Annotated in this window: 18 protein-coding genes and 2 pseudogenes; 13 read left to right on the top strand and 7 right to left on the bottom strand. The window is 42.8% G+C overall.

Annotated elements, in window-relative coordinates:
• Positions 1–35 precede the first annotated feature (35 nt).
• From QUD05_RS23845 to QUD05_RS23825, 5 genes are all read right to left on the bottom strand, one after another.
• On the bottom strand, positions 36–1,517 hold the full coding sequence (locus tag QUD05_RS23845; protein WP_289798264.1) for a site-2 protease family protein: 1,482 nt from the start codon (positions 1,515–1,517) through the stop codon (positions 36–38).
• 377 nt (positions 1,518–1,894) lie between these two features.
• Entirely contained in the window at positions 1,895–2,665 is a 771-nt protein-coding gene (locus tag QUD05_RS23840; protein WP_289798263.1) for a lipoyl protein ligase domain-containing protein, read from the bottom strand.
• A 31-nt stretch (positions 2,666–2,696) separates the two neighbouring features.
• Positions 2,697–3,908 carry a bifunctional phosphopantothenoylcysteine decarboxylase/phosphopantothenate--cysteine ligase CoaBC gene (coaBC, locus tag QUD05_RS23835; RefSeq protein ID WP_289798262.1) on the bottom strand — a complete coding sequence of 404 codons (1,212 nt, stop codon included), beginning with the start codon at positions 3,906–3,908 and terminating at the stop codon, positions 2,697–2,699.
• Positions 3,909–3,994: 86 nt separating this feature from the next.
• Positions 3,995–4,207 carry a protein IsiD gene (gene isiD, locus QUD05_RS23830; protein WP_094351471.1) on the bottom strand — a complete coding sequence of 71 codons (213 nt, stop codon included), beginning with the start codon at positions 4,205–4,207 and terminating at the stop codon, positions 3,995–3,997.
• Between the two features lie 154 nt (positions 4,208–4,361).
• Positions 4,362–4,967: an alpha/beta hydrolase gene (locus QUD05_RS23825; protein WP_409878234.1), complete on the bottom strand. Its 606-nt coding sequence runs from the start codon at positions 4,965–4,967 to the stop codon at positions 4,362–4,364.
• A gap of 420 nt (positions 4,968–5,387) precedes the next feature.
• Between QUD05_RS23825 and QUD05_RS23820 the strand changes: the two genes are divergently transcribed.
• From QUD05_RS23820 to QUD05_RS23805, 4 genes are all read left to right on the top strand, one after another.
• Positions 5,388–6,464, top strand: coding sequence for an iron ABC transporter substrate-binding protein (locus tag QUD05_RS23820; protein WP_289798261.1), 1,077 nt, complete (start codon positions 5,388–5,390; stop codon positions 6,462–6,464).
• A 155-nt stretch (positions 6,465–6,619) separates the two neighbouring features.
• Entirely contained in the window at positions 6,620–7,630 is a 1,011-nt protein-coding gene (locus QUD05_RS23815) for an iron ABC transporter substrate-binding protein (protein ID WP_289798260.1), read from the top strand.
• Positions 7,631–7,633: 3 nt separating this feature from the next.
• Complete coding sequence (locus QUD05_RS23810) at positions 7,634–9,271, top strand: ABC transporter permease (protein ID WP_289798259.1); 1,638 nt, start codon at positions 7,634–7,636, stop codon at positions 9,269–9,271.
• Between the two features lie 62 nt (positions 9,272–9,333).
• Complete coding sequence (locus QUD05_RS23805) at positions 9,334–10,374, top strand: ABC transporter ATP-binding protein (RefSeq protein WP_289798258.1); 1,041 nt, start codon at positions 9,334–9,336, stop codon at positions 10,372–10,374.
• A 43-nt stretch (positions 10,375–10,417) separates the two neighbouring features.
• Here the strand turns inward: QUD05_RS23805 and QUD05_RS23800 are convergent.
• Positions 10,418–10,804 (bottom strand): annotated as a pseudogene (locus QUD05_RS23800) (Uma2 family endonuclease); the annotation flags it as partial.
• Positions 10,805–11,032: 228 nt separating this feature from the next.
• Here QUD05_RS23800 and purH point away from each other — a divergent pair.
• Positions 11,033–12,553 (top strand): bifunctional phosphoribosylaminoimidazolecarboxamide formyltransferase/IMP cyclohydrolase, encoded by a 1,521-nt coding sequence (gene purH / locus QUD05_RS23795; protein WP_289798257.1) that lies wholly within the window; start codon positions 11,033–11,035, stop codon positions 12,551–12,553.
• An 889-nt stretch (positions 12,554–13,442) separates the two neighbouring features.
• Here the strand turns inward: purH and QUD05_RS23785 are convergent.
• On the bottom strand, positions 13,443–13,664 hold the full coding sequence (locus QUD05_RS23785) for a P-loop NTPase family protein (protein WP_289798255.1): 222 nt from the start codon (positions 13,662–13,664) through the stop codon (positions 13,443–13,445).
• A 129-nt stretch (positions 13,665–13,793) separates the two neighbouring features.
• Here QUD05_RS23785 and gatB point away from each other — a divergent pair, with 129 nt between their 5' ends.
• The 8 genes and pseudogenes from gatB to QUD05_RS23745 all read left to right on the top strand — a co-directional run bounded on the left by gatB (position 13,794) and on the right by QUD05_RS23745 (position 24,489).
• A complete protein-coding gene (gene gatB, locus QUD05_RS23780; protein ID WP_289798254.1) occupies positions 13,794–15,269 on the top strand; it encodes an Asp-tRNA(Asn)/Glu-tRNA(Gln) amidotransferase subunit GatB in 1,476 nt (491 codons plus the stop codon).
• A gap of 679 nt (positions 15,270–15,948) precedes the next feature.
• The gene (argJ, locus tag QUD05_RS23775) at positions 15,949–17,190 is read left to right on the top strand and encodes a bifunctional ornithine acetyltransferase/N-acetylglutamate synthase (RefSeq protein ID WP_289798253.1); all 1,242 of its coding nucleotides are present in this window, start codon (positions 15,949–15,951) and stop codon (positions 17,188–17,190) included.
• Between the two features lie 762 nt (positions 17,191–17,952).
• Positions 17,953–19,325 (top strand): annotated as a pseudogene (locus tag QUD05_RS23770) (CmpA/NrtA family ABC transporter substrate-binding protein).
• A 66-nt stretch (positions 19,326–19,391) separates the two neighbouring features.
• A complete protein-coding gene (ntrB, locus tag QUD05_RS23765; protein ID WP_289798252.1) occupies positions 19,392–20,231 on the top strand; it encodes a nitrate ABC transporter permease in 840 nt (279 codons plus the stop codon).
• A 113-nt stretch (positions 20,232–20,344) separates the two neighbouring features.
• Positions 20,345–22,345: an ABC transporter ATP-binding/substrate-binding protein gene (locus tag QUD05_RS23760; RefSeq protein WP_289798251.1), complete on the top strand. Its 2,001-nt coding sequence runs from the start codon at positions 20,345–20,347 to the stop codon at positions 22,343–22,345.
• 154 nt (positions 22,346–22,499) lie between these two features.
• On the top strand, positions 22,500–23,357 hold the full coding sequence (locus tag QUD05_RS23755; protein ID WP_069073991.1) for a nitrate ABC transporter ATP-binding protein: 858 nt from the start codon (positions 22,500–22,502) through the stop codon (positions 23,355–23,357).
• 178 nt (positions 23,358–23,535) lie between these two features.
• A complete protein-coding gene (locus tag QUD05_RS23750; protein WP_289798250.1) occupies positions 23,536–24,015 on the top strand; it encodes a YbjN domain-containing protein in 480 nt (159 codons plus the stop codon).
• A 207-nt stretch (positions 24,016–24,222) separates the two neighbouring features.
• Positions 24,223–24,489 carry a hypothetical protein gene (locus tag QUD05_RS23745; protein WP_289798249.1) on the top strand — a complete coding sequence of 89 codons (267 nt, stop codon included), beginning with the start codon at positions 24,223–24,225 and terminating at the stop codon, positions 24,487–24,489.
• Positions 24,490–24,650 lie beyond the last annotated feature (161 nt).

Here is a 24,650-nt window from a genome sequence, read left to right as displayed (position 1 = left end):
AAACTCCTAACTCCTAACTCCTCACTCAGAACTCTCTATCCTATTCCCAAACGCCCAGCCAAGGCGGGAGTTAGGGGTAAAAGAGTAGTAATCATCAAGAATAGAGCTAAAAGACCCAAAGCGGCTCTAGCATCATCAGGTTCAGTGACTTCATTCAAGCTGGGGCGTTCTTGATCCCGTTGCAAAAAGAAAATCACGATCGCCCAGTACATGGCAATCATATTACCAAGAGACACTAGCGCCAGTAAAATTAAAGTTGCGATCGTTGCCCTTCCTGCGGTTTTGCGTCCATAAATCGCCTGCACAATCCGCCCACCATCTAGTTGTCCTGCGGGCATTAAGTTCAAAGCGGTAATTACTAACCCCAGCCAACCAATCACCACTAGGGGATGAACGCTTACTAGGGGTGACTGCAACGCCGAACCAAGGACAACTCGCGCCAAACTTCCCACCAAAATCGACCCTTGGAAAAACTGATTGGGCAATTGAAATAAACTACCTGGGCGGGAAAGTAGCAAGCCTGTCACCAGCATTAACAAAGAGACAATACCACCTGCGGCTGGCCCTGCCAAGGCAATATCAAATAATACCTTGCGGTTAGGCAACAGAGACTCAAAGCGGGTAATTGCCCCAAAAGAGCCAATTTGCACTGCGGGTAGAAAGAAGGGCCAGCTAAGGCGAATTTGGTGACGCTGTGCAAGTAACCAATGACCAATTTCGTGAGCTAGTAAAATCGAAAATATTCCAGCACCTATGGGCAAAGCTTCTTGAAACCGCCCTGGATTGCCAAAAAAATCAAAATTCAGTAGTAATCCCGCAGCTTCTAAATTAGTAGCAATGGTCGCTACCAACAGAATACCTGCAAAGACTTTTTGCGATAACAACATCGGCCGGGGATCGTTACGGCTCGGTAGGACAATCATCACGGGTCTACCGTCTGTGTTTTCCACTAAAAACAGACGATAGCGATCGCCAAGGCGTTGCTGTAAACTTGCAGTTAAACGGTTGTGAGTCTCTTCTGGTTCTCCCCGCAAATTACCTTTGAAAATGGCTCCATCTTGGTAGGCGATGGTTTCTGTGGCAAAAAATGTATCGATACCAAAAATGCCTTTAATTGCATTCAAGTCATCTTCCGGTATTGGTGGAATTTCCGCTTTCAGTTCTGCGACTGCTAATTGTGGGGAATTTGCTTCAAGTGAGGAAGCAGCAGCGAGTCTTTCGGTTGCACGTTGCTTGAGGATGGCATCTTGCCCAGCTGCGCGTAACTGTCTGCCCAAATAAACGTACAATCCAGCGGATGTCACCACTAAGAACAATATACCCGCTATATTAATGTAAATCCCTGCGGCAAACAATCCAAAAAACAGGAGCCAGGGAGTCATCAACACCACCGACTGTAACCAGGCTAAAATTCCCAGTTTACCAAAAGGTCTGGCGCGATAAAAGCCCCAGCCTAAAATGCCTAAAGCTACCAGTAGGATTGCTGCCAGGATAGAAGTTTCTGATAAAGTAAACATCTCCAAACCTTTGCTATTGAGACTAAGCCAGAACAAGTCCGGTATTGCAGATACACTTATTAATGTATAACGCCGCCTGTAATCTGCTCAAATTATCCAGCTTTGCGACGCCGAATAGCTCAATACAGCCGGTTTCATTTTTTTCCTTTCTCAATTGGTGCTTGATATCATGTCCGCTTGATTGCTGATTAAACCCGAAGAACCCCACCCCGCCAAAGCTGTGCTTTGTCTCCCCTCCCCGCAGGCGGGGAGGGGTTGGGGGTGGGGTTATTTTATTATGGGTAATTTGGCAGACATGATATGATATCATAGACTTTTCTACGTATTTGCTACATAACCTCAAGTTTTGGAAGAGGCGATACTTACGGTGAGCTACGCTAATGCACTTCATAAAGCGATCGCAATTTGAGAATATCTTGCCATTCAAGATCAGTGAATGGTTGGGTAACTAGTTCTATACCAAAGTGCTGTTTTGCTGTCTCTGTCAGCGTATCCACAATCTTTGCAATCCACCCATCCTCTTCCTGCGTATTACAAAGTGAGATATTCCACGGAGCTGGTTGTTCAAAGATTTCCTGAAATAAACCTTTGTCTGTAGATAAAATCATCGAACCGTGTTGAAGAATGGTATTTCTTCCCTTGCGTTGGGCACTACCAATAAATTTACTTCCATCAGCAGTAACTAAGTCCGCAGCTGTTGCTGTATTGAAGCAACTGGGATTATGAATGTAACCTCGTCCAGCAGAACCATAATTTAACTGGATACCCAATGTTTGCCAGCCTTGGATTAAAAAGTTACAGATTTTTTCATAAGTACCCCAGCTTTTTCCACTACTAGCTGAGGTAATCAGGGCGTAGCTTAAATCTCCTTGGTGGAGAACAGCTCTACCTCCCGTTGGCCGACGTACTAGTTCGAGGGACTGTCCCTGGTAAGTCAGATTATGCCACTGGGTAGGCCATTGTCTTTGCAGATGTCCCAAGGAAAGCGCGTGTGGATACCAGGTATAAAAACGCAGCGTGGGCGGGTGCTGCCCCTTTTCACATTGATTGAACAACCAAGCATCGATCGCCATTTGCACTCCTCCTGATGTCTGAAGCATAGGGATGAAACGCCAGGTGGATGGTGATTCGATTGCTAATTCTCTCATCGATTTCGGACTCTGGAAAAATATTGATATCCTAAAATTTGGCGATCGCAAAATCAAATAATTGATGTGCCATTTCTAATTTAGAACAAGGTGCAATTTCTACCTGATTTCCTTGACTATTTAAAAATATCGCTTGATTACGATCGCTCCCAAAACCACTATCAGGTTGATCGATGGGATTAGCAACGATCGCATCTAATTTTTTCTTCTGTAATTTTTCTAACGCAGGTTTGACAATATCTCCAGTTTGTGCAGCAAAGCCAACTAATATCTGATGCGGCTGTTTGAGTTCTGCTAATTGGGCGACTATATCTGGTACGGGTTCCAAGGGTAAAGCTTGAGGGAGCGATCGCTTGGGCAATTTCTCTGTACTATAATCTCGTGGCTTCACATCGGCCACGGCTGCTGACATCACAATGATATCAGCGTTGGGTAAACATTCCACCATGACGTGCTGCATTTCGTCTGCACTAACAACGGGAATTGCTTCTACTCCTAATGGTACATCCCAATTAGCTGGGCCATGTACCAAGGTGACGTTTGCGCCTCGGTGAAATGCGGCTTGTGCTAAAGCTAATCCCATTTTACCTGTGGAAGGATTACCAATAAACCTTACTGGGTCAAGATACTCTCGCGTTCCCCCAGCACTAATTAAGACTCGTTTTCCGACTAAATCTCGTTTGCCTTGAGTGTGTAACAGCGATTGGATGTGAGCCAAAATTTCTGGAGGTTCTGCTAATCTACCAGCACCGATGCGATCGCACGCTAATAACCCTGATGCTGTATTCATTCCATGATATCGGCTATCTGGCAATAACTGTTGCCAATTCCGTTGCACCGATCGCTGTTCCCACATATCAGTATTCATCGCTGGTGCTAACAGCACGGGACAAGTAGAAGCCAGCACGGTATTTGTGAGTAAATTATCAGCCATCCCGTAGGCTAACTTGGCTAATGTATTAGCTGTCAAAGGAGCAATTACCATGACATCTGCCCATTCACCCAACTCAATATGCAAGGGACGAGAGTGAGTTGGCTGCCAGAAATCATCATCTGTGTAGGCGGGATGACGAGATAGGGTGGATATTGTCAGAGGCGTGATAAATTTTTGCGCCGAACGGGTGAGGATAACTCGAACCTCTACCCCAGTTTTAAACAGCGTCGAAACCAATTCACAGATTTTGTAGGCGGCTATACCGCCACCTACACCAATAAGAACCCTGTTCAATTTTGGATTAGTCATGGTAAAAAGTTAGGAGTGAGTCGTTCAAAAATTAGTACTAAATAGTTATAAATCCTAATTCTTAACTCCTAACTCCTAACTCTCAACTAAGCTTCATCATAGGGTTCCAAGTCTAAGAGGTAGATATAGGGTTCAACTAACTCTGGACGCTGAAATGCGATCGCTCGCAATAGATGCCAATCGTTTAAACCCTCAAAAGCATTACTATAATTATCCAGTTCCAGACGTGTAGCTAGTTCTTCTACTTCTACTGCACTCATGGCAGCAATTTCTTTTTGGGAAATGCTTAAAGTTGTCATAATACTTGCCCCTCCCTTATGCAGCACTCGCCTTCAGCATGGGTTAAGTTGCGCTGAACGCAGCCACCCAATATATATTACTCATTAGAAGTCATTAAGTTCGTGAAAATTGTCAGAATTTGTACCAGAATTTATCAAAAATTCGTAATCCTGACTAAGCAATTGTATTTACAACGAAATTTCGTAGCACCTCTAACGTTTTTGGATCTATTTCATGCCCCATATCAAATTCGTGGTATTCTACTGCCACTCCTAGAGACTTGAGAGTTTCTCGTGCCTTCAAAGCAGCTTTCAGGGGCACAACTTCATCATATGTACCGTGAGTGATTAAAGTCGGCGGAATCCCACTTTTAGCTGCCGTTAGCGCGTCAGGATGTAAATACCCGCTCATCACAACTAAACCTGCTAAGGGTAATTTTGAACCGACATCTAAAGTCATTGCTCCGCCTTGAGAAAATCCACTCAAAATGGTACGTGACAAAGGTATGCCAGTGGTACTTTCTAAAGATTCCAAGAAATCTGTTAGCAGTTGCCGACTTTCTGCCAACCCTTGATACATATTTTCCACCCGCAGGTCATACCATGCCCTCCCTATAGGGGAATAGGGATAAGGATAAGGTGCATTGGGCAATACAAACTGGTAATCGGGTAAGTTGAGCAAGGGTAACAAAGATGCTACATCCTCAGCATTAGCACCCCAACCATGCAAAGTGACAATTAAGCCTGCTGGGGGTTGAGAAGTTGCTGTGGGAACGGTAATGGCTTGTAAAGACAGAGGTTTACTCCTAAAATTCTACTCTTTTCATAGATCCTATCTGTTTGCCCAAAAAATACCTACGTTGTTTTGGTGCTAGCAACCAAAAGCCAGACGGTAATTTTGTCTGAAAACATTTTTTCACCAATTTATATAAGAATAATTTCCAGATAGAAATTATTGCTTTTAGGCATTTTTTATTTAATAAAAACAATTATCAATTCTTTTTCAAAAAATTATTCTAATTAATTGACAATAATATGGATAAATAATTATCTTAACTAAGAACTTAATTGCTTCTGTCTATTGAATTAGCAATATATTAATCTGAGTATACATTAAAATGTCATTAGGTAAACTGCCTAAATTAATAGTAATATATTTCAATAAAGTTATTAATAGTGTGTGTTCTATTGGAGAAAGCTTATGAAGCGCCGCAAATTTGTCTATATAGTAGGACTAGCAACTGCTAGTGGTGGATTAGCGATCGCTTGTAATCCTAATCAAACTCCCACCGATACTGCCGAATCGCCTTCAGGGCAAGCTACACCAGCTACGGCTGCTACTGGTGTCTTAGAAAAAGAGCTAGTAATCTACTCAGGACGCAACGAAAAACTCATTGGCGAGCTGATCAAACAATTTGAGCAACAAAGCAATGCTAAGGTACAAGTCCGCTATGGCGATACTGCTGAGTTAGCATCAGCAATTTTGGAAGAAGGGGCAAACAGTCCCGCAGATGTCTTCTTCGCCCAAGATGCTAGCGCCCTTGGAGCTATTCAAAAAGCAAATCGAGCAGTACAGTTACCAACATCTCTTCTCAATCAAGTAGATAGTACCTACCGTTCACCAGAGGGGAAATGGCTAGGTATTTCGGGGAGAGTGCGTACAGTAGATTACAACTCTAAATTAGTAAAACCAGGGGAATTACCATCGTCTATTTTTGGCTTTACTGAACCGAAATGGAAAGGTAAAATTGGCTGGGCACCTACAAATGGTTCCTTTCAATCCTTTGTCACCGCCTTACGAGTTGCAGAAGGAGAAGACAAGGCTAGGCAATGGTTAGAAGGTATTAAAGCTAACAATGCTAAAGTTTATCCTAATAATACTGCGATCGTAGAAGCCTTATCTCGCGGCGAAATTGCTGTGGGATTTGTCAATCATTATTATCTAGAACGAATCAAACAAGATAATCCTCAAGTTCCTGTGGAGCATCATTTTACTGATGATGTGGGTTCCTTGGTAAATGTCGCAGGTGTAGCAATTCTTAACAGCGCCAAACATCCCAATATTGCTCAAAAGTTTGTCGAATTCATGCTGAATGAAAATGCCCAAAACTACTTTGCTAATCAAACTTTTGAGTATCCTCTAACTTCGGCTGTTGCGCCCAAAGGTAAGCTAAAATCTCTCCAAGAAATTAAAAAACAAACTCAAAAAATCGACTTGAGTAATCTTAGCGATTTAGAAACAACACTCAAGCTCATGCAGCAAGTACAAGTCATATAACTTGCTATTGACTGGAATACATCTGGCCAAGGTAGGAAAAATCTAAATTTTTTGAGAAAGTTTATTGCTTACCAGTACAGGTTAATGGTAAAGGTTGAGAATACCAAGATTATTGCAAAAACTTCCTGGTAAGTATTAAGGTGGAGGATTGGAAATTGAAAAGTTTACCATTGCTGAAAGTTTCAGCGTTAGCTCTAGCTGTAACGCTAGGTTGGGGAATCGGGGTGGCTGTAAATGCTCAAACGAAAACCCTCGTAATCTATTCAGGCAGAGAAGAAAAACTAATTGGCCCCTTAATTGAGAAAGCCAAAAAAGACTTGAATCAGGATATTCAAGTGCGTTATGGCGATACTGCTGAATTAGCGATCGCACTTTTGGAAGAAGGTAAAAATAGCCGTGCAGACTTGTTTTTCGCTCAAGACGCTGGTGCTTTAGGCACTTTGGAGAAAAAACAGGTAACGCTACCAATTGCCTCTAAACTGCTAAACAAGGTTGATTCTCGCTTTCGTTCTGCTAAAGGGCATTGGCTAGGAATTTCCGGTCGCGCCCGTGTCATTGACTACAATACAAAGTTAGTTAAATCAGGGGAACTACCGACATCAATTTCGCAGTTAACAGAACCAAAATGGCGCGGTAAAGTTGGCTGGGCACCGGCTAACGGCTCATTTCAGTCATTTGTTACAGCAATGCGAGTCTTAAATGGAGACGAAAAAACTCTCCAATGGCTCAAAGCGATGAAAGCTAACGGTGTCAAAGATTACGGTAAAAATGCTGCGATCGTCGAAGCTGTGGGGCGGGGAGAAGTTCATCTTGGTTTAGTGAATAATTACTACTTGTATCGCTTCAAAAAAGATAATCCGAACTTTCCTGTTGCCCACCACTATACAAGCAAAGATGCAGGATCAATGATTAATGTGGCAGGAGTAGCAATTACGAAAACCACAGATCAAAAAGCTGATGTAGAAGCTTTAATTGATTATCTGCTCAAACAGAGTTCACAAAATTACTTTGCTCAAGAAACTAATGAGTATCCTTTAGTAAAAGGAATCCCAGCACCATCAAAACAAATACCAATCAGTAAGCTAAATCCACCCAATGTTAACTTGACAGATTTAGATGATTTGCCAGCAACGTTGAATTTATTGCAGAAGGCAGGAGTTTTGTAACAGTTGAAAGCGGTTCGCCCTCCATTATTTCTCACATTATCGGCAGCGGTAGTGGCAATTGCTATTGCCCTGCCATTGCTATACTTAGTAATTCGCACCGCAGGTATTGGCGGGGAAGAGTTCTGGGAATTGATTTCTCGTCCCCGCAATATTATGGTTTTTTTTAACAGTGCGGCAATGGCGGCAACAGTGACGTTATTTTCTACACTAATTGCCGTACCATTGGCATTTTTAACAGTGCGGACAGACTTACCAGGAAGACGTTTCTGGTTAGTGGCAACAACATTACCCTTAGCGGTTCCTAGCTATGTAGGCAGCTTTGCGCTGATTGCAACTTTGGCACCACGGGGTAGTTTTTTGCAGTTATTGCTTCAACCATTAGGAGTAGAAGAATTACCTTCAATTTATGGTTTTCCTGGGACAGTTTTGGCAATCACTTTGTTTACCTATCCCTATATGCTGCTGAGTGTGCGTTCTGGATTACAAGGTATTGATCCATCTCTAGAAGAAGCGTCTCGTAGTTTGGGTTATGGTAGTAGAGAAACCTTTTTTAAGGTAGTTTTGCCACAGTTGAAACCATCACTAATTGCAGGTGGATTATTAGTAGCTTTATATGCCTTGCGCGACTTTGGTACACCTTCGCTGATGCGATTTGATGCCTTTACGCGGGCAATTTTTTTACAATATAAAACTAGCTTTAATCGGAACTCAGCCGCAGCCTTATCTTTGATGTTGGTGACATTGGTGCTGCTGATTTTGTGGTTAGAATATCGAATGCGATCGCGGGCAGCTTATTATAGTCGTGGTTCCGCCTCTCTACGTCCACCAAAAATTGTCAAGTTGGGAATTTGGAAATGGCCGGCTTTCGGTTTTTGTCTACTAATTACTAGCTTCGGTGTAGTTTTGCCAGTAGGTATCACCTTATTTTGGCTGATTCGCGGACTTAACGGTGGCTATACTTTCCCCAATTTATTCCCCACCATTCTCAACTCCATTGGCGCAGCTGGATTAGCGGCTTTAGCTACCACCATCTTTGCCTTACCAGTAGCAATTTTAGCAGTCAGATTTCCGAGTAAAATCACCGCCATAATTGAACGCTGTTCTTATATAGGTTTTGGAGTTCCAGGAATAGTTGTTGCCTTATCTTTGGTATTTTTTGGTGCCAATTATTTGCTAGCATTGTACCAAACTCTGCCGATGCTGATATTTGCATATTTAGTTTTATTCTTACCGCAATCAGTGGGAACAGTCCGCAGTTCGCTTTTGCAAGTCAATCCCCAGCTAGAAGAATCAGCGCGTAGTCTAGGTAGGAATGCTTGGCAAACTTTAAGAGAAGTTACCCTACCTCTAGTACAACCAGGTGTGTTGAGTGGTGCGGTGCTGGTATTTTTAACAGCGATTAAAGAACTACCCGCCACCATGTTGTTAGCGCCTATTGGCTTTAGTACTTTAGCAATGCAAATTTGGCAAGCTACAGAAAATGTAGATTTTGCCGATGCGGCGGCGGCTTCGTTAGCGATGCTGTTGGTTTCTATGGGTTCAACTTTATTGGTGCTATCTCAAGAGAACGTCAAAAAAGAGCAAGTATTGAAGGAGACAGGGGGCAGTAGGCAGGAGGTAGAAGGAGTAAATCACTTATAGAATTCCACCTCTACTGATTTGAAACTTTTCAAGTAATTGAACTATAGTACTCTCCACTCCCTATGCAACAAGTAATTCTAGATTTACAAAATGTCACCAAGCGGTTTGCAGAAAGTGCCTTCCCTGCTGTAGATAACGTATCTTTGACGTTGCAACAAGGAGATATCTTGGGATTGCTCGGCCCATCCGGTTGTGGTAAAACTACGCTGTTGAGAATGATTGCTGGTTTTGAGCGATCGCAAGTAGGAGAAATTAAAATTGGTGGGCAGATAGTTTGTAATAATTCTACTTGCATACCAGCCGAACAGCGTGACATCGGCGTTGTTTTTCAAGATTATGCCCTGTTTCCCCATCTAAATGTGGCAGAAAATGTGGCTTTTGGGTTGAAACATTTCAGTAAACAACAAATACAAAAACGCATAGCCGAAGTCATTAATTTGGTGAGACTCGAAGGCTTAGAAAAACGTTACCCTTATGAACTCTCAGGTGGACAGCAGCAAAGAGTTGCCCTCGCCCGTGCTTTAGCACCCCAACCCCAACTCATGCTTTTGGATGAACCTTTGAGCAATCTTGATATCCAAGTTAGGTTGCGCTTGCGAGAAGAAGTGCGCGACATTCTCAAAGCTGCGGGTACTTCAGCAATTTTTGTTACCCACGATCAAGAAGAAGCATTAGCTATTTCAGATATAGTGGGTGTGATGCGCCAAGGACATTTAGAGCAATTAGGCACGCCAGAAGAAATTTATACTCATCCAGCATCAAGATTCGTCGCCGAATTTGTCACTCAAGCTAATTTCCTTCCCGCCCATCGTCAAGGGAATTTATGGAAAACAGAAATCGGCAGTTTTGAGTTAACAGCAAATCATACTGATGATAGTGGCGAAATCATGATCCGCCAAGAAGACTTTATCTTAAAGCCAGCCACAGATGCGCCCGTAGTTGTCCGTACTCGAAGGTTTTTAGGACGTGAATACCAATATTGTTTACAAACTCCCTCTGGTAAAGAACTCCATGCCAGGACGCTGAAAGATATAGCGTTACCTGTGGGTACAAGAGTAGAGTTATCTATAGCCAGTGAGACTGTAAAGGTTTTTCCCCGCTAGATTTTTTGGCATTGCTAAATCAAAATATTAATTTTATGTAGCCCTTCTCTGCAATTTCACCAAAAGTTTGACCAGGTGAAATGATTTCGATGACTAATTCAGGTGCGACAGGACAAGCTTCGTCTAATAGCCAATCAGCAGGAAGACGGTTATGAGAAATATAGGTCAGATCGGCTACAGGCATCCAATCTTGTTGATTTCGTGTTAGTTTAATTGCCCATTCAATCACAACCCGACCCTTTGCTTGTGCCCATGCAGACAATAGTATAAATAAAGCACCAGTAGTCGAGCTATGAAAAAATTTTGGTGACATTTCATTATCTTTATATTTTGGTACAGCTTCACCGTTAACAAACTCGTGTGTAATATCTCCTTCGGGAAGTGCGAGAAATTCTTCTAGAGTTAAGCGTTGATTAGAAGACTGAACCATAGATGTTATGTGGATAAAAGATGCTTACTTTTAGTTTAGGCGATCGCAAATATTAGAGACTAAGCCTACTTAGCCCTTATTTCCAGCATTTTCAACAGTGCTGACTCTGAGCGATGTAACCATATAAATTACAAGAGTCAATATTATTCCTCATGGTCTTGAAGTGAACCAAGGCTTATGCAAAACTTGAGATCCTTCGCTTCTAGCCTACTTTTAAGGAATTGATCAATGGCGCGTCTAGCCCTGCTGAGTGTATCTAACAAAACTGGTATAATCGACCTAGCCCGTAGCTTGGTTGAAGAATTCGACTTTGATTTAATCAGCAGTGGGGGAACAGCCCAAGCACTTAAAGATGCGGGACTCCCAGTTACCAAAGTTGCTGATTACACAGGTTCTCCAGAGATTTTAGGTGGCCGAGTCAAAACGCTGCATCCCCGAATTCACGGTGGGATTTTGGCGCGGCGAGATGTTCCCGAAGATATAACAGATTTAGAAAATAACCAAATTCGCCCGATTGATTTAGTGGTGGTGAATCTATATCCTTTTGAGGAAACGATCGCTAAACCAGGGGTAACATTATTAGAAGCTGTTGAACAAATTGATATCGGTGGCCCAGCAATGTTAAGGGCATCATCGAAAAACTTCGCTCATCTGGCTGTATTATGCGATCCGGCACAGTATGACGAGTATTTGCAGGAATTGCGCCAAAATAACGGTGTAGCATCCCTAGAGTTTCGGCAAAAAGCGGCATTAAAAGGATTTTCGCACACTGCTAGTTATGATCAAGCTATAGCATCTTACCTCGCAGAAGCACAGCAGTACACCCTTAGCGGCACACAATTGCAATCTCTGCGTTACGGTGAGAATCCCCATCAACCCGCCGCCTGGTATCAAACTGGTACTACCCCAACTGGATGGGCAGCCGCTACAAAACTCCAAGGCAAAGAACTTAGTTACAATAACTTAGTTGATTTAGAAGCCGCACGCCGAATTATTGCTGAGTTCACTGATACTCCAGCCGCAACGATTATCAAACATACAAATCCCTGTGGTACGGCATTGGGAAGTACTATTTCAGAAGCGTATCAAAAAGCTTTCAATGCTGATTCGACTTCTGCCTTTGGTGGAATTGTCGCACTCAACCGCCCGATTGATGCGGCTACAGCTAGCGAGTTAACCAAAACATTTTTAGAATGTGTGGTTGCACCAAGTTGTGAAGCCGAAGCTCAAGAAATCCTGGCAAAGAAATCTAACGTGCGGGTTTTGACTCTAGCAGATTTGAGCAGTGGCCCTAAAGATACAGTGAAAGCGATCGCAGGTGGTTTTCTTGTCCAAACTAGCGATGATATAATTGCTGACACCAGTCAATGGCAAATAGTCACTGAACGTCAACCCACCGACAGCGAATTAGCCGAACTGCTGTTTGCTTGGAAAGTTTGCAAACACGTTAAATCGAATGCCATTGTTGTCACAAGCGATCGCACTACACTAGGAGTAGGCGCTGGTCAAATGAACCGCGTTGGCTCAGTTAAAATAGCTCTAGAACAAGCTGGAGAAAAAGCCAAAGGTGCAACTCTAGCCAGCGATGGATTCTTCCCCTTTGATGATTCTGTGAAAACAGCCGCAGCAGCAGGAATTACAGCCATTGTTCAACCAGGCGGAAGTCTGCGCGATAAAGATTCAATCAAAGCTGCTAACGAACTGGGTTTGCTGATGGTTTTAACTGGTGTACGTCACTTTTTACACTAAATTATTGACTGTAAGGTGTGCAGTTTACAAAGTGTCACATAATTTACTTGCTTTTGCATTGGACTAGTGATATATTTTAGTCGTGTGTGAGGAGCAAGTTAAAAATAAAAAGCGCCTGGGGTGGAAACACGGCAACACTCCCAAGCGCTTTTTAATTTGTCAGAAATTGGATTGCCTGTGTGGTTTTAGAATTGTCACTCAATATACTTGCCATCTGATAGAAGTAGTGATATTATCTATTTGTGTGTGAGGAGCAAGTTAAGAATAAAAAATGTCTGGGGTGGAAACACGGCAACACTCCCAGGCATTTTTTAATTTGTATATAAAAATTATAGAAATTAACGCTTCCAAAATAATTTCATATTTTTACTTCCAGTTAAAGACACGAATATTGTTAAAGTTAATCACGTCAACTTCTACACTCTGAAGATAACTTGCTAGCTTGAANTCATCAGTTAGTACAAGATACTTCCCTTTAGATAAAGTCAGGATTCCACTGTCAGTAAGTCCGAACTTGATAAATTTATTAGTATTAACAGCATTTAAACTATTTACGTAGTATTCATCCAAAAGAGCAACATTTTTAACAAATTGAGCAAATATTGCAAAGCATTGAGAACGTTCAGGTTCACCAAGTTGATTTGCAAGGCTATTAACNNNTGTCAGAATATTCGGAGTTGTTACAAGCTTTTGAAAGTATGCAATAAATTCTAGCAGAAGCTCATAATCTTCTTGTATAAATTGCTGGGTTCGATTAAATTTAGTTATTCGTTCTTGATTGACACTCCCAACTAAAAAGAGAAGCAGGATATTTGTATCAATTAAAATCCCTTTTTGGCAATAACGACGAACAAGGGAAGCAATCAAATCTTTCATACTTGTCTAATTTTCATTCGAGAGTACCGCCATAGTTACCATCCATAATCCAAGATTCTCGTAGGGTTAGGTCTTGGATTATGCTTTGCCATTCAGTTTTTGGAGTCTCAACCCAACCAGGATTCCAGTACCAAGCATCCAAGTGAATCACTTCTAAACCTAAGATGGTTCCGAGTTCACGGGCTAGGGTAGATTTACCAGCACCTCCAGAACCAATGATTAAGATTTTCTTCACCTTAGATGTGCATCTCCCTTTTCAAGCTCAAAAGGTAAGCATTGCTCACCCAAATAACCGTCTTCTGAGCAACTCAATACGCCGCTACAATAGTACCACTACAAGGATTATGCCCAAATTATTGATATTATGACCACTGCGACGACCGTAAAAACTGAGTATGAAGCGATTATTGGTTTAGAAACCCATTGTCAACTGAGTACCAATACCAAGATTTTCTCTAATAGCTCTACGGCATTCGGCTCTGACCCCAATACTAACATTGACCCGGTTTGTATGGGTTTACCTGGGGTTTTACCTGTACTCAATGAAAAAGTATTAGAATACGCAGTCAAAGCTGGTTTAGCACTAAATTGTCAAATCGCTAAATATAGCAAATTTGATCGTAAGCAGTATTTTTATCCAGATTTACCGAAAAATTACCAAATTTCTCAATACGATCTACCGATCGCAGAACATGGTTGGTTAGAAATTGAGTTGGTAGATGCTGAGGGTAATCCGATTCGCAAACGCATTGGTATTACGCGTCTGCACATGGAAGAAGATGCGGGAAAATTGGTACACGCAGGTAGCGATCGCCTCTCCGGTTCTTCCTATTCTTTGGTAGACTACAATCGCGCAGGTATCCCATTAGTAGAAATTGTTTCCGAACCCGATCTGCGTTCTGGACTAGAAGCTGCTGAATATGCCGAAGAATTGCGTCGGATTGTCCGGTATCTCGGCGTGAGTGACGGCAATATGGAACAAGGATCTCTGCGGTGCGATGTCAACATTTCTGTGCGTCCAGTGGGACGAAAGGAATTTGGCACCAAGGTAGAAATTAAAAACATGAACTCCTTCAGCGCCATCCAACGGGCGATTGACTACGAAATTGAACGCCAAATTGCCGCCATCGAAGCAGGCGATCGCATCATCCAAGAAACTCGGCTGTGGCAAGAAGGCGCACAATGCACAAGTAGTATGCGGGTGAAAGAAGGTTCTAGCGATTACCGCTACTTCCCAGAACCAGATTTAGCACCAATTGAGGTGTCAAATGCACAATTAGAGCAATGGCGTAGCGAACTACCAGAACTACCAGCCCAAAAACGCCATCATTATGAAAGTGAGTTGGGGCTTTCCCCTTACGATGCGCGAGTGCTGACAGAAGATCGTTCAATCGCCGAATATTTTGAAACTGCGATCGCATCTGGAGCAAATCCCAAAGCTGCTGCCAACTGGATTACTCAAGATATTGCAGCACACCTCAATAAGCAAAAACTCACTATTACTCAAATCGGACTGACTCCAACCAATTTAGCAGATATTATCACTCGCATTGAAACGGGCAAAATTAGCAATGCTCAAGCTAAACAAAAGTTGCCAGATTTGCTTAGTGGTATTTCTCCTGAGAAAGCCTTTGCAGGTCTTGAGTTAATCACCGATCCTAGTGTACTAGAACCCATTGTTGATGAAGTCATAGCCGCCAATCCCAAAGAATTAGAAAAGTATCGCAACGGTAACACTAACCTCAAAGGCTTCTTTGTTGGACAAGTTCTCAAAAAGACAGATAAACGTGCCGATCCTAAGCTGACTAACGAATTGGTCGAGAAAAAACTGAACGCCTAGTGGTTCATCGCATTAATTTTGCGGGGCTGCTAGATCCCCGACTTCTTCAAGAAGTCGGGGATCTGAACACCACTAACCTCTTAAAACTTTTGCGATAGACCACTAGTACTCTGTCAAGCCAACTTTGCTGGGTGAGGGAGCAGAGGGGAAATAACCAATTCCCAATTCCCCAACTAAGTATTTTCCCGGTCTTGCTTCACACAATCTTCATATAAAAACTGGTGACAACCCTCATACGTAAAATGATATGCTGTGGTAAGTAGATGCACCCTGATGATCTGGAGAGCTGCCTAAGTAGCTCTCTTTTTTATTTTATTTTCGTGGTATTTACGGATAAACCTCAAAAATTTTTAGAAATAATCTCAATAAATAAGTATTAACCCTTAAAAAGTAAATCAGAGAGATTAGTAAGTAGATGTATCCTAACGATATAGAGAGTGACCCAAGTGGCTCTCCTTTTTTGTTTTGGTTTTTCGTCATAAGAAAGGTAAAAACAATTATGCCAATCGCTAACTGGTGCATTATTATTGCCATCAGCAAATAAAAGGGACTGGGGAAGTAAGGAAAAACTAATAACTCCTAACTCCTGTACAGACGCGATTAATCGCGTCTCTCCTAACTCAGCACTTTTGTAAAGCACAAATTGACCTATCCAACCTGATAGTTGTAAGGAAGAAGAATGGCAGATTGGCAAGAAATAACAGGTGGTATCACAGCACCAAGGGGGTATCAGGCTGCGGGAATTACCGCAGGATTGAAACCTTCGGGGTTGCCAGATTTAGCTTTGATATTCTCAGAAGTAGAAGCGATCGCAGCGGGTGTGTTCACCACCAGCCAAGTGAAAGCTGCCTGCGTAGAATATTGTCGCCAACGCTTGCAAGCCAAACAGAGCGCTCGTGCCATCCTCTGCAACGCCGGACAAGCAAACGCCGCTACAGGGACTCAAGGCTACCTTGATACCTTAGAATCTGCTCTGGCAGTAGGTCAAGCATTAAACATTCCATCTGAATCTATATTATTGGCTTCCACTGGTGTGATTGGTCAAAGAATTAAGATGGATGCTTTGCGAAGCGGGATTCCCAAAGTAGTAGCAGCACTATCAGAAACAGGCTCAGATGCCGCCGCCGGAGCGATTATCACTACAGACTTGGTAACAAAATCCATTGCCCTAGAGACAACTATAAGTGATCGCCCAGTACGAATTGGTGGTATTGCCAAAGGTTCCGGTATGATTCACCCCAACATGGCAACCATGCTGGCATTTGTTACTTGTGATGCTGTGGTTTCGCCTCACCTTTGGCAACAGATGTTAGCAAGGGCAGCTGATAGAAGCTTTAATTCCATCACTGTGGATGGTGATACCAGCACCAACGACAGCTTAATTGCCTTGGCAAACGGTCAATCTCGCACCCCAGCAATTATAGAATGGGGTGCAGAAGCAGAGAAATTAGAGGCGATGTTAACAGCAGTTTGCCAGCATTTAGCCAAAGCGATCGCTCGTGATGGAGAAGGTGCAACCTGTCTAATTGAAGTGGAAGTGACTGGCGCTCATGATGAACTCTCAGCCCGACAAATAGCCAAAACCATCGTAGGTTCATCCTTAGTTAAATCTGCAATCTTTGGACGCGATCCAAATTGGGGACGCATCGCCGCCGCCGCCGGACGTGCAGGTGTGGCATTTGAGCAAGAAAACCTGCAAATTAAGCTAGGGGATTTCTTAATGTTAGAAAATGGGCAACCTCTACAATTTGACCGTGCAGCAGCAAGTGCTTATTTGAAAAAAGCATCGGTGGGTGCTTATCTCCAACAGGATACGGTGTTAATCTCCGTTAACGTTGGCAATGGTTATGGTGTGGGTAAAGCCTGGGGTTGTGATTTGAGTTATGACTACGTGAAGATTAACGCCGAATACACTACATGAGCTACTCACAGCTGTTTGCTAAGTTGAGACAATCATAACTAAGGGACTTGCGTGAAAATAAAGTACCAATAAACCGAGTTTCGACACTTCGACTGCACTGAGCGCAGTCGAAGTGTCGAAACCCTCCTGGCTGGGACACTATTAACCCGCAGATCCCTAACTAATTATCTGGACATGACATAGCAATCCGTAGAGGAGTTACGAACAACAAGATCCCCGACTTCTTGAAAAAGTCGGGGATCTGAGCCTCTCGGTGTTTCCAAATCAAATAGTATTGCTACATAAATCATAGTCTCAACATAATAGTCATGATAAATGAAAACTTATATATGACACATTACGACTAAAATTAAGTTAGAAAATAAACCGAGACAGTAAATCATAAAGTAAACATAATAGTCTTCATAAATAAGAGTTGATATATTAAAAATTATTTTTATAGTTGAGGATAATAGATAAATTTTTACTTATACATCCAATCTAATATTTGTTTAATAATCTCCACTCCAAGTTAACAATTTCGGCTTCAAAAGCTGTAAACTGATTTCAACAAGGTGAATGACACCTCTGCATCACACTATAAAAGCAGAGCCAATAATTTAACCGAGTTCTTAATATAGGTAGCTATTTCATTTATGAGATGGCTGCGATCGCTTGGTCAAATATAGCTTGATTAATCATTAATAATGCAAGAAACACAAGGTTTTTTGCCTAAATTGTCATAGCTATAAAAAATAACATTCACGTTTTCAGGAGATATTTATGACAGAATTTTTTAATCAAATTTCTCGCCGCAAATTTATCTTCACAGCCGGAGCATCTGCGGGTGCTGTATTCCTCAAAGGCTGTTTGGGTAATCCTCCTGAAAACCTAACTGGTGGAAGCACTCAAGTACAGCCAACTGCTCAAACGGTTGCTAATATTAGTCCCGAACAAACACCAGAAACTACTACAGTCAAGCTGGGATATATCCCCATTGTAGAAGCGGCTCCTTTAATTATTGCTAAAGAAAAAGGCTTTTTTGCAAAGTATGGGATGACTAATGTTGACCTTTCCAAACAAGCTTCTTGGGGTGCAGCTAGAGACAACGTAGAAATTGGTTCTGCCGGTGGTGGGATAGATGGCGGTCAATGGCAGATGCCAATGCCACATTTAATTACAGAAGGTTTAATTACCAAGGGCAATCAAAAAATTCCCATGTATGTATTATGTCAATTAATTACGCATGGAAATGGAATTGCGATCGCCAGCAAGCATCAAGGCAAAGGTATTAGCTTACAACTCGCCAGCGCTAAGTCCCTATTCACGGAATTAAAATCTTCAACCCCCTTCACAGCTGCATTTACCTTTCCCCACGTCAACCAAGATTTATGGATTCGCTACTGGTTAGCAGCAGGTGGCTTAGACCCGGATGCAGATGTCAAGCTGCTCACAGTACCAGCAGCGCAAACTGTAGCCAACATGAAAACCGGAACAATGGATGCCTTTAGTACAGGAGATCCTGGCCTTATCGCCTGGTTCAAGACAAAATTGGCTACGTAGCAGCATTAACCGCAGAAATTTGGAAAAATCATCCTGAAGAATATCTAGCCATGAGAGGCGATTGGGTTGATAAAAATCCCAAGGCTACCAAAGCAATTTTAAAAGGAATTATGGAAGCCCAACAGTGGTTAGATAATTTTGATAATCGCAAAGAAGCGGCTCAAATTCTGGCTGGACGAAATTATTTCAATCTTTCTTCACCCGAAATCCTGGCTGATCCATACCAAGGGAAGTATGACATGGGTGATGGTCGCAAAATTGATGATAAATCAATGGCTGCTTACTACTGGAAAGATGAGAAAGGCAGTGTTTCCTATCCATATAAGAGTCATGATTTATGGTTCATCACTGAAAATGTTCGTTGGGGATTTTTACCAAAAGATTACATTGACAATAATGCTGCTAAGGCTAAAGAACTTATCAACAAAGTCAACCGCGAAGATATTTGGAAAGAAGCTGCAAAAGAAGCTGGAATTGCTACTGCTGATATTCCCACAAATACATCCCGTGGTGTAGAAGAGTTTTTTGATGGCATCAAATTTGACCCTGAAAAGCCAGAAGAATATTTGAAGAGTCTCAAAATCAAAAAGTAGAGACGCGATTAATCGCGTCTAGAGATATTACAAATGACAAATAAAATTTGAGGAGAACTCAGCATCATGACACTCGCCCAAAAACGCCCTGCAAGTCCTAGATTGAGTAATAGCTTTATATCCAGTCTGAAAAAGCAATTTCCTGACCTGATACCACCAACGATCGCCATCTCAATTTTCCTCGTTCTCTGGCAACTCTTCGCTTGGATTCCAGGAGCCACATTACCAGGGCCGATACAGGTTATCCAAGACACTTGGGTTCTGATTTTCTGGCCATTTTATGACCGAGGTGGCATTGACAAAGGCCTATTTTGGCAAATTCTCGCCAGTCTACAACGGGTTGCTATCAGTTATACCCTAGCTGCGATCGTTGGTATTGGTTTGGGCATTTTGATTGGGGTGAATAAAACCATGTCCAAAGCTTTAGACCCCATCTTTCAACTACTGCGGACAGTACCACCTCTAGCTTGGGTTCCAATTTCTTTAGCAGCCTTACGACAAAACGAACCCGCCGCCTTATTCGTCATTTTCATCACCGCCATTTGGCCCATCTTAATTAACACTGCTGTCGGCGTTACCCAAATTCCCCAAGATTACAACAACGTCGCCAAAGTTCTGCAACTTAGCCGCAAAGAATATTTCACTAATATTTTGATTCCGGCGGCATTACCCTACATCTTTACCGGCTTGAGAATTGCGATCGGTTTAGCTTGGTTAGCGATTATCGCCGCCGAAATTGTCATGTCCGGTATTGTCGGAATCGGCTTCTTTATTTGGGACGCTTATCAAAATAACAACGTCAGCGAAGTAATTTTAGCTCTAGTTTATATCGGCGTTGTTGGGTTGCTTCTAGATAAGGCGATGGGCTGGCTTCAAAACAAGATTTTACCAACAGAACAGAAATAGTTATTCGTCATTAGTCATTGGTCATTAGTCATTTGTAAAAAGCTAAGGACTAATGACCGCATACTAAGGACTAATGGCAAAAGACAAATGACAAATGACAAAGGACTAATGAGATGTTTGTAGCTGTTGACCAAATTGATAAAGTTTTTGAATTAACTGGTGGTGGCAAATATATCGCCCTGAAAGGAATCGATCTCCAAATTAAAAAAGGAGAATTTGTCTCTCTTATTGGTCACTCCGGTTGCGGTAAATCCACTCTATTAAATATGATTGCGGGTTTGGATTTGCCTACAGAAGGTATTGTCACTCTCGAAGGACAAAGAATCACCAAACCTGGCCCAGACAGAATGGTGGTTTTCCAAAATTATTCGCTATTACCTTGGCGGACGGTAAGAGAAAATATTGCCCTCGCCGTGGACTCAGTAATGAAAGGTTCATCCGCAGCCGATCGCAACGCTATTATCGAAAAACATATTAATATGGTGGGTTTGCGTCCCCATGCTGACAAACAACCGGGAATGTTATCAGGTGGACAAAAGCAGCGAGTTGCGATCGCCCGCGCCTTAGCGATTCGTCCCAAATTACTCTTGCTAGATGAACCCTTTGGTGCATTGGATGCACTCACACGCGGCAATTTGCAAGAACAACTGATGCAAATTTGCGAAGAAAATGAAGTAACTGCGGTGATGGTGACACATGATGTCGATGAAGCTGTGCTGTTATCTGACAGAATCGTGATGCTGACCAACGGCCCCGAATCTAAAATCGGCGACATTCTCGAAGTGGATATTCCCAGACCCCGTAAGCGGATGGAAGTAGTAGAACATCCCAGCTATTACAGCTTGCGAAGTGAGATGATTTACTTCCTCAATCAGCAAAAACGAATTAAGAAAATTCGGGCGCGCAAAACTGCTGACATTGCCCGTCATGGATTAGAAAAAGTTAACCTAGAAATTGGATTTTTACCTCTGACAGCTTGTGCCCCCTTAGCAGTTGCTAAAGAAAAAGGTTTCTTTCTCAAGCATGGTTTAGATGAAGTTAACCTCGTGCGGGAAAGTAGCTGGCGGGGTATAGAAGATGGCATAAGTGGTGGTTATTTAGATGCGGCTCAAATGCCTTCAGGGATGCCGATGTGGCTAACTTTGGGAGGACATAATAACCAACCTTTGCCCGTTGTCACTGCCCTCACCATGACTCGCAACGGTAACGCCATCACCTTGGCAAAAGACTTTCTCGACCAAGGTGTACAAACCTTATCAGATTTTAAAAGATACCTGCTTCGCACCCGCGAACAACGGCACACAATGGGAGTAGTACATGCTGCATCAATGCACAACTTGCTACTGCGTTACTGGCTAGCGGCTGGTGGAATTGACCCCGATAGCGATGTGGATATGAAGACCATTCCCCCAGCGCAGATGGTAGCCGACCTCAAAGCTGGAAGCATTGATGGTTACTGCGTGGGTGAACCTTGGAACTATCGCGCTGCTGTGGAAAATGTCGGCTTTACCATCGCTACCGATTTAGAAGTTTGGCTGGGACACCCTGGTAAAGTTCTTGGTGTGCGGGAAGATTGGGCAGAAAATTATCCAAATACGCATATTGCCTTAACCAAAGCTTTGTTAGAAGCTTGCGTGTATTGTGCAAATCCCGAAAATACCCAAGAAATTCGGCAAATTTTAGCAGGGCGAGATTATGTCAGCACTGATTTAGAATACATTCAACTCGAAGATCCAGATAGTCTCACCTGTGACTTAAACCATCCGTTGCGAGACTATGCCCATCTCCAGTTTTATTCCGATTCTGCCATTAACCGCCCCAGTCGCACCGAACAAATTTGGATTATGAGTCAATTGGCGCGTTGGGGTGACACTCCTTTCCCCAGAAATTGGGTAGAAGTTGTGGAACGGGTGTGTCGCGTGCGTGTTTTCAGCACCGCCGCACGAGAATTAGGTTTGGATATTAGCTATATTCGCCAACCGATCCAACTGTTCGATGGTACTCCCTTTAACGCCGACGATCCGATCGCTTATCTCAACAGCTTGAAAATTAAACGTGATTTTTCAGTCGCGGAAGTTGTTCTTGATGCACCGAGAAGGAGACTTGCTTCATAAAAAAATCGTGAGAGAAAGAGGGAGTGGAAGGACTAGGACATCACGCGCGAACCTCTGAACTCCGTTAACGAGTCTTTGAACTTCATTAAGAAACCTCTAGGTTGCAGCGACTAGTCCCCAATACCCAATACCCAGTACCCAATCCCCAAATACCATGCAAAACCGCAACTCAACAGCTACAACCACACTAGGAAAACCATTCGCCCCTGCAACCACCAGCCGCAGACCTTTCCTAGAAATTAAAGACGTTACCAAAGTCTATCCCACAAAGAAAGGCCCCTTTACCGTACTCGACGGCGTTAACCTCAACGTCGAACAGGGAGAATTTATTTGCGTCATCGGCCACTCTGGCTGTGGCAAATCGACACTGTTAAATATGGTATCCGGTTTTAACTTTCCTACCTCTGGGCAAGTGTTACTCGAAGGAGAACCCATTACCAAGCCAGGCCCAGACAGGATGGTTGTCTTCCAAAACTATGCCTTGCTACCTTGGCGGACTGCTTTTGAAAACATCTACTTAGCTGTCAACGCCGTTTATCCCAACAAACCACAAGCTGAAAAAAGAGCGATCGTCCGCGATCATCTAGCAATGGTGGGACTGGCTGATGCGATGGAAAAGAAACCAATGCAAATGTCTGGCGGGATGAGACAACGGGTTTCTATCGCCCGTGCTTTGGCGATTCGTCCAAAAGTATTAATTTTAGATGAACCTTTTGGGGCGCTGGATGCCATCACCAAAGAAGAATTACAAGAAGAATTGCTGAAAATTTGGGGCGATAACCGTTGTACAGTGCTGATGATTACCCACGACATCGACGAGGCACTATTTTTAGCAGATAAATTGGTAATGATGACCAATGGGCCTCATGCGAAAATTGGTGAAGTTATGGAAATTCCTTTTTCTCGTCCCCGCGATCGCAGCCGTATTATGGAAGATCCACAATATTACCAATTGCGTAACTATGCCTTAGACTTCCTCTTTAACCGCTTTGCCCATGATGACGTAGGTTAAGTGCGATCGTCATTGATTTTTCCAGAATAATTCTTTGTTCCTCCCGCCATCATTTTGCATAGTGGCGGGAGGAACGTTGCAATCAGTAGGGGTAATTCATGAATTGCCCCTCCAACTGCGTCCACAAGTTATAAAGTATGTGTAGATAAAACAGCAAGTATGTTGAGAAAAAATCTGTATGACAAGCTACCCAGAAACCCTAACTAATGACGAATCCATTAATCAGCTAATCGCTGAGACTACAGGCATTAACCATCTGGAGGTAATTGAAAATGTCATCGATTCTCTGGAACAAGATGATAGTGCGATGGTTAACCACACTCCAGAGGGTGGTTATCTTTGGAAATTTAAGTATGGAAGTGTGGAAGTATTTGTCCAACTCAACGGGACAACCGATGAAGACACCATAACAGTTTGGTCTGCGGTGCTAAATCTACCTGCCAAGGATGAACCTAAGTTGATGCGATATCTTTTGGAGTTAAACTGCTCCAGCACTTTTGAGGCACGTTTCGGCATTATCGAAAACCGGGTGGTTGTCATATCAACACGCACCTTAGCAGAGTTATCTCCTGGCGAAGTGTCCCGGCTAATTACCATTGTGGCAACGATCGCTGATAATAACGATGAAGCCTTACAAACTGAATTTGGTGCAACTTAAGGAATTTTAGATTTTAGATTGGGCTATTGCTACATCCGATGCATAGCAATCCGGTTTGGGCGAATCTGCAAAGACTTTTTTCTGTGTACCAATTAAAAAACGCCTGGGAGTGTTGCCGTGTTTCCACCCCAGGCGTTTTTTATTTTTAACTTGCTCCTCACACAATTAGATAGTATCACTGCTTCAATCAAAAGGCGAGTCTAGTAGGTGACACTTTTAAAACTGCACTGTCAAGTGAGTTTAAATTTATACTCCCTTGACTTGACCCCATCTCCCGCATTTCTCACAAGCTTGAGGGTAAGGATGGGCAGAGGAGCAGAGGGGCAGAGGGGAAAGAACTTGGTATTTGAACTCTCCCCTGCTCCCCTGCTCAAGCGCAGGCTTAATCGAGATGTGGTGAGAAATCCAGGATCTGTATTTTGGGTGCGATCGCTCCAGAAAGGCGGTTTGGTTGGCAGACTTGATAGCATCTAGCATACGTGTTGGGCTGCTGATTTCATTACACAGCCACTTTATTGATCATCACAAGCCTTAAAAATATGGGTTAGGCAGGATCTAGCTTTTACAAGCCGTAACGTAACTAATTAAATAATTATTAAAGATATATACATCCTTGAATTAATGCCCGAAACTCT

It is taken from the genome of Nostoc sp. GT001 (assembly GCF_030382115.1).
GTDB lineage: Bacteria > Cyanobacteriota > Cyanobacteriia > Cyanobacteriales > Nostocaceae > Nostoc.
The sequence above is the reverse complement of the archived record's forward strand: the minus strand, read 5'-3'. Positions and strand labels throughout refer to the sequence as shown.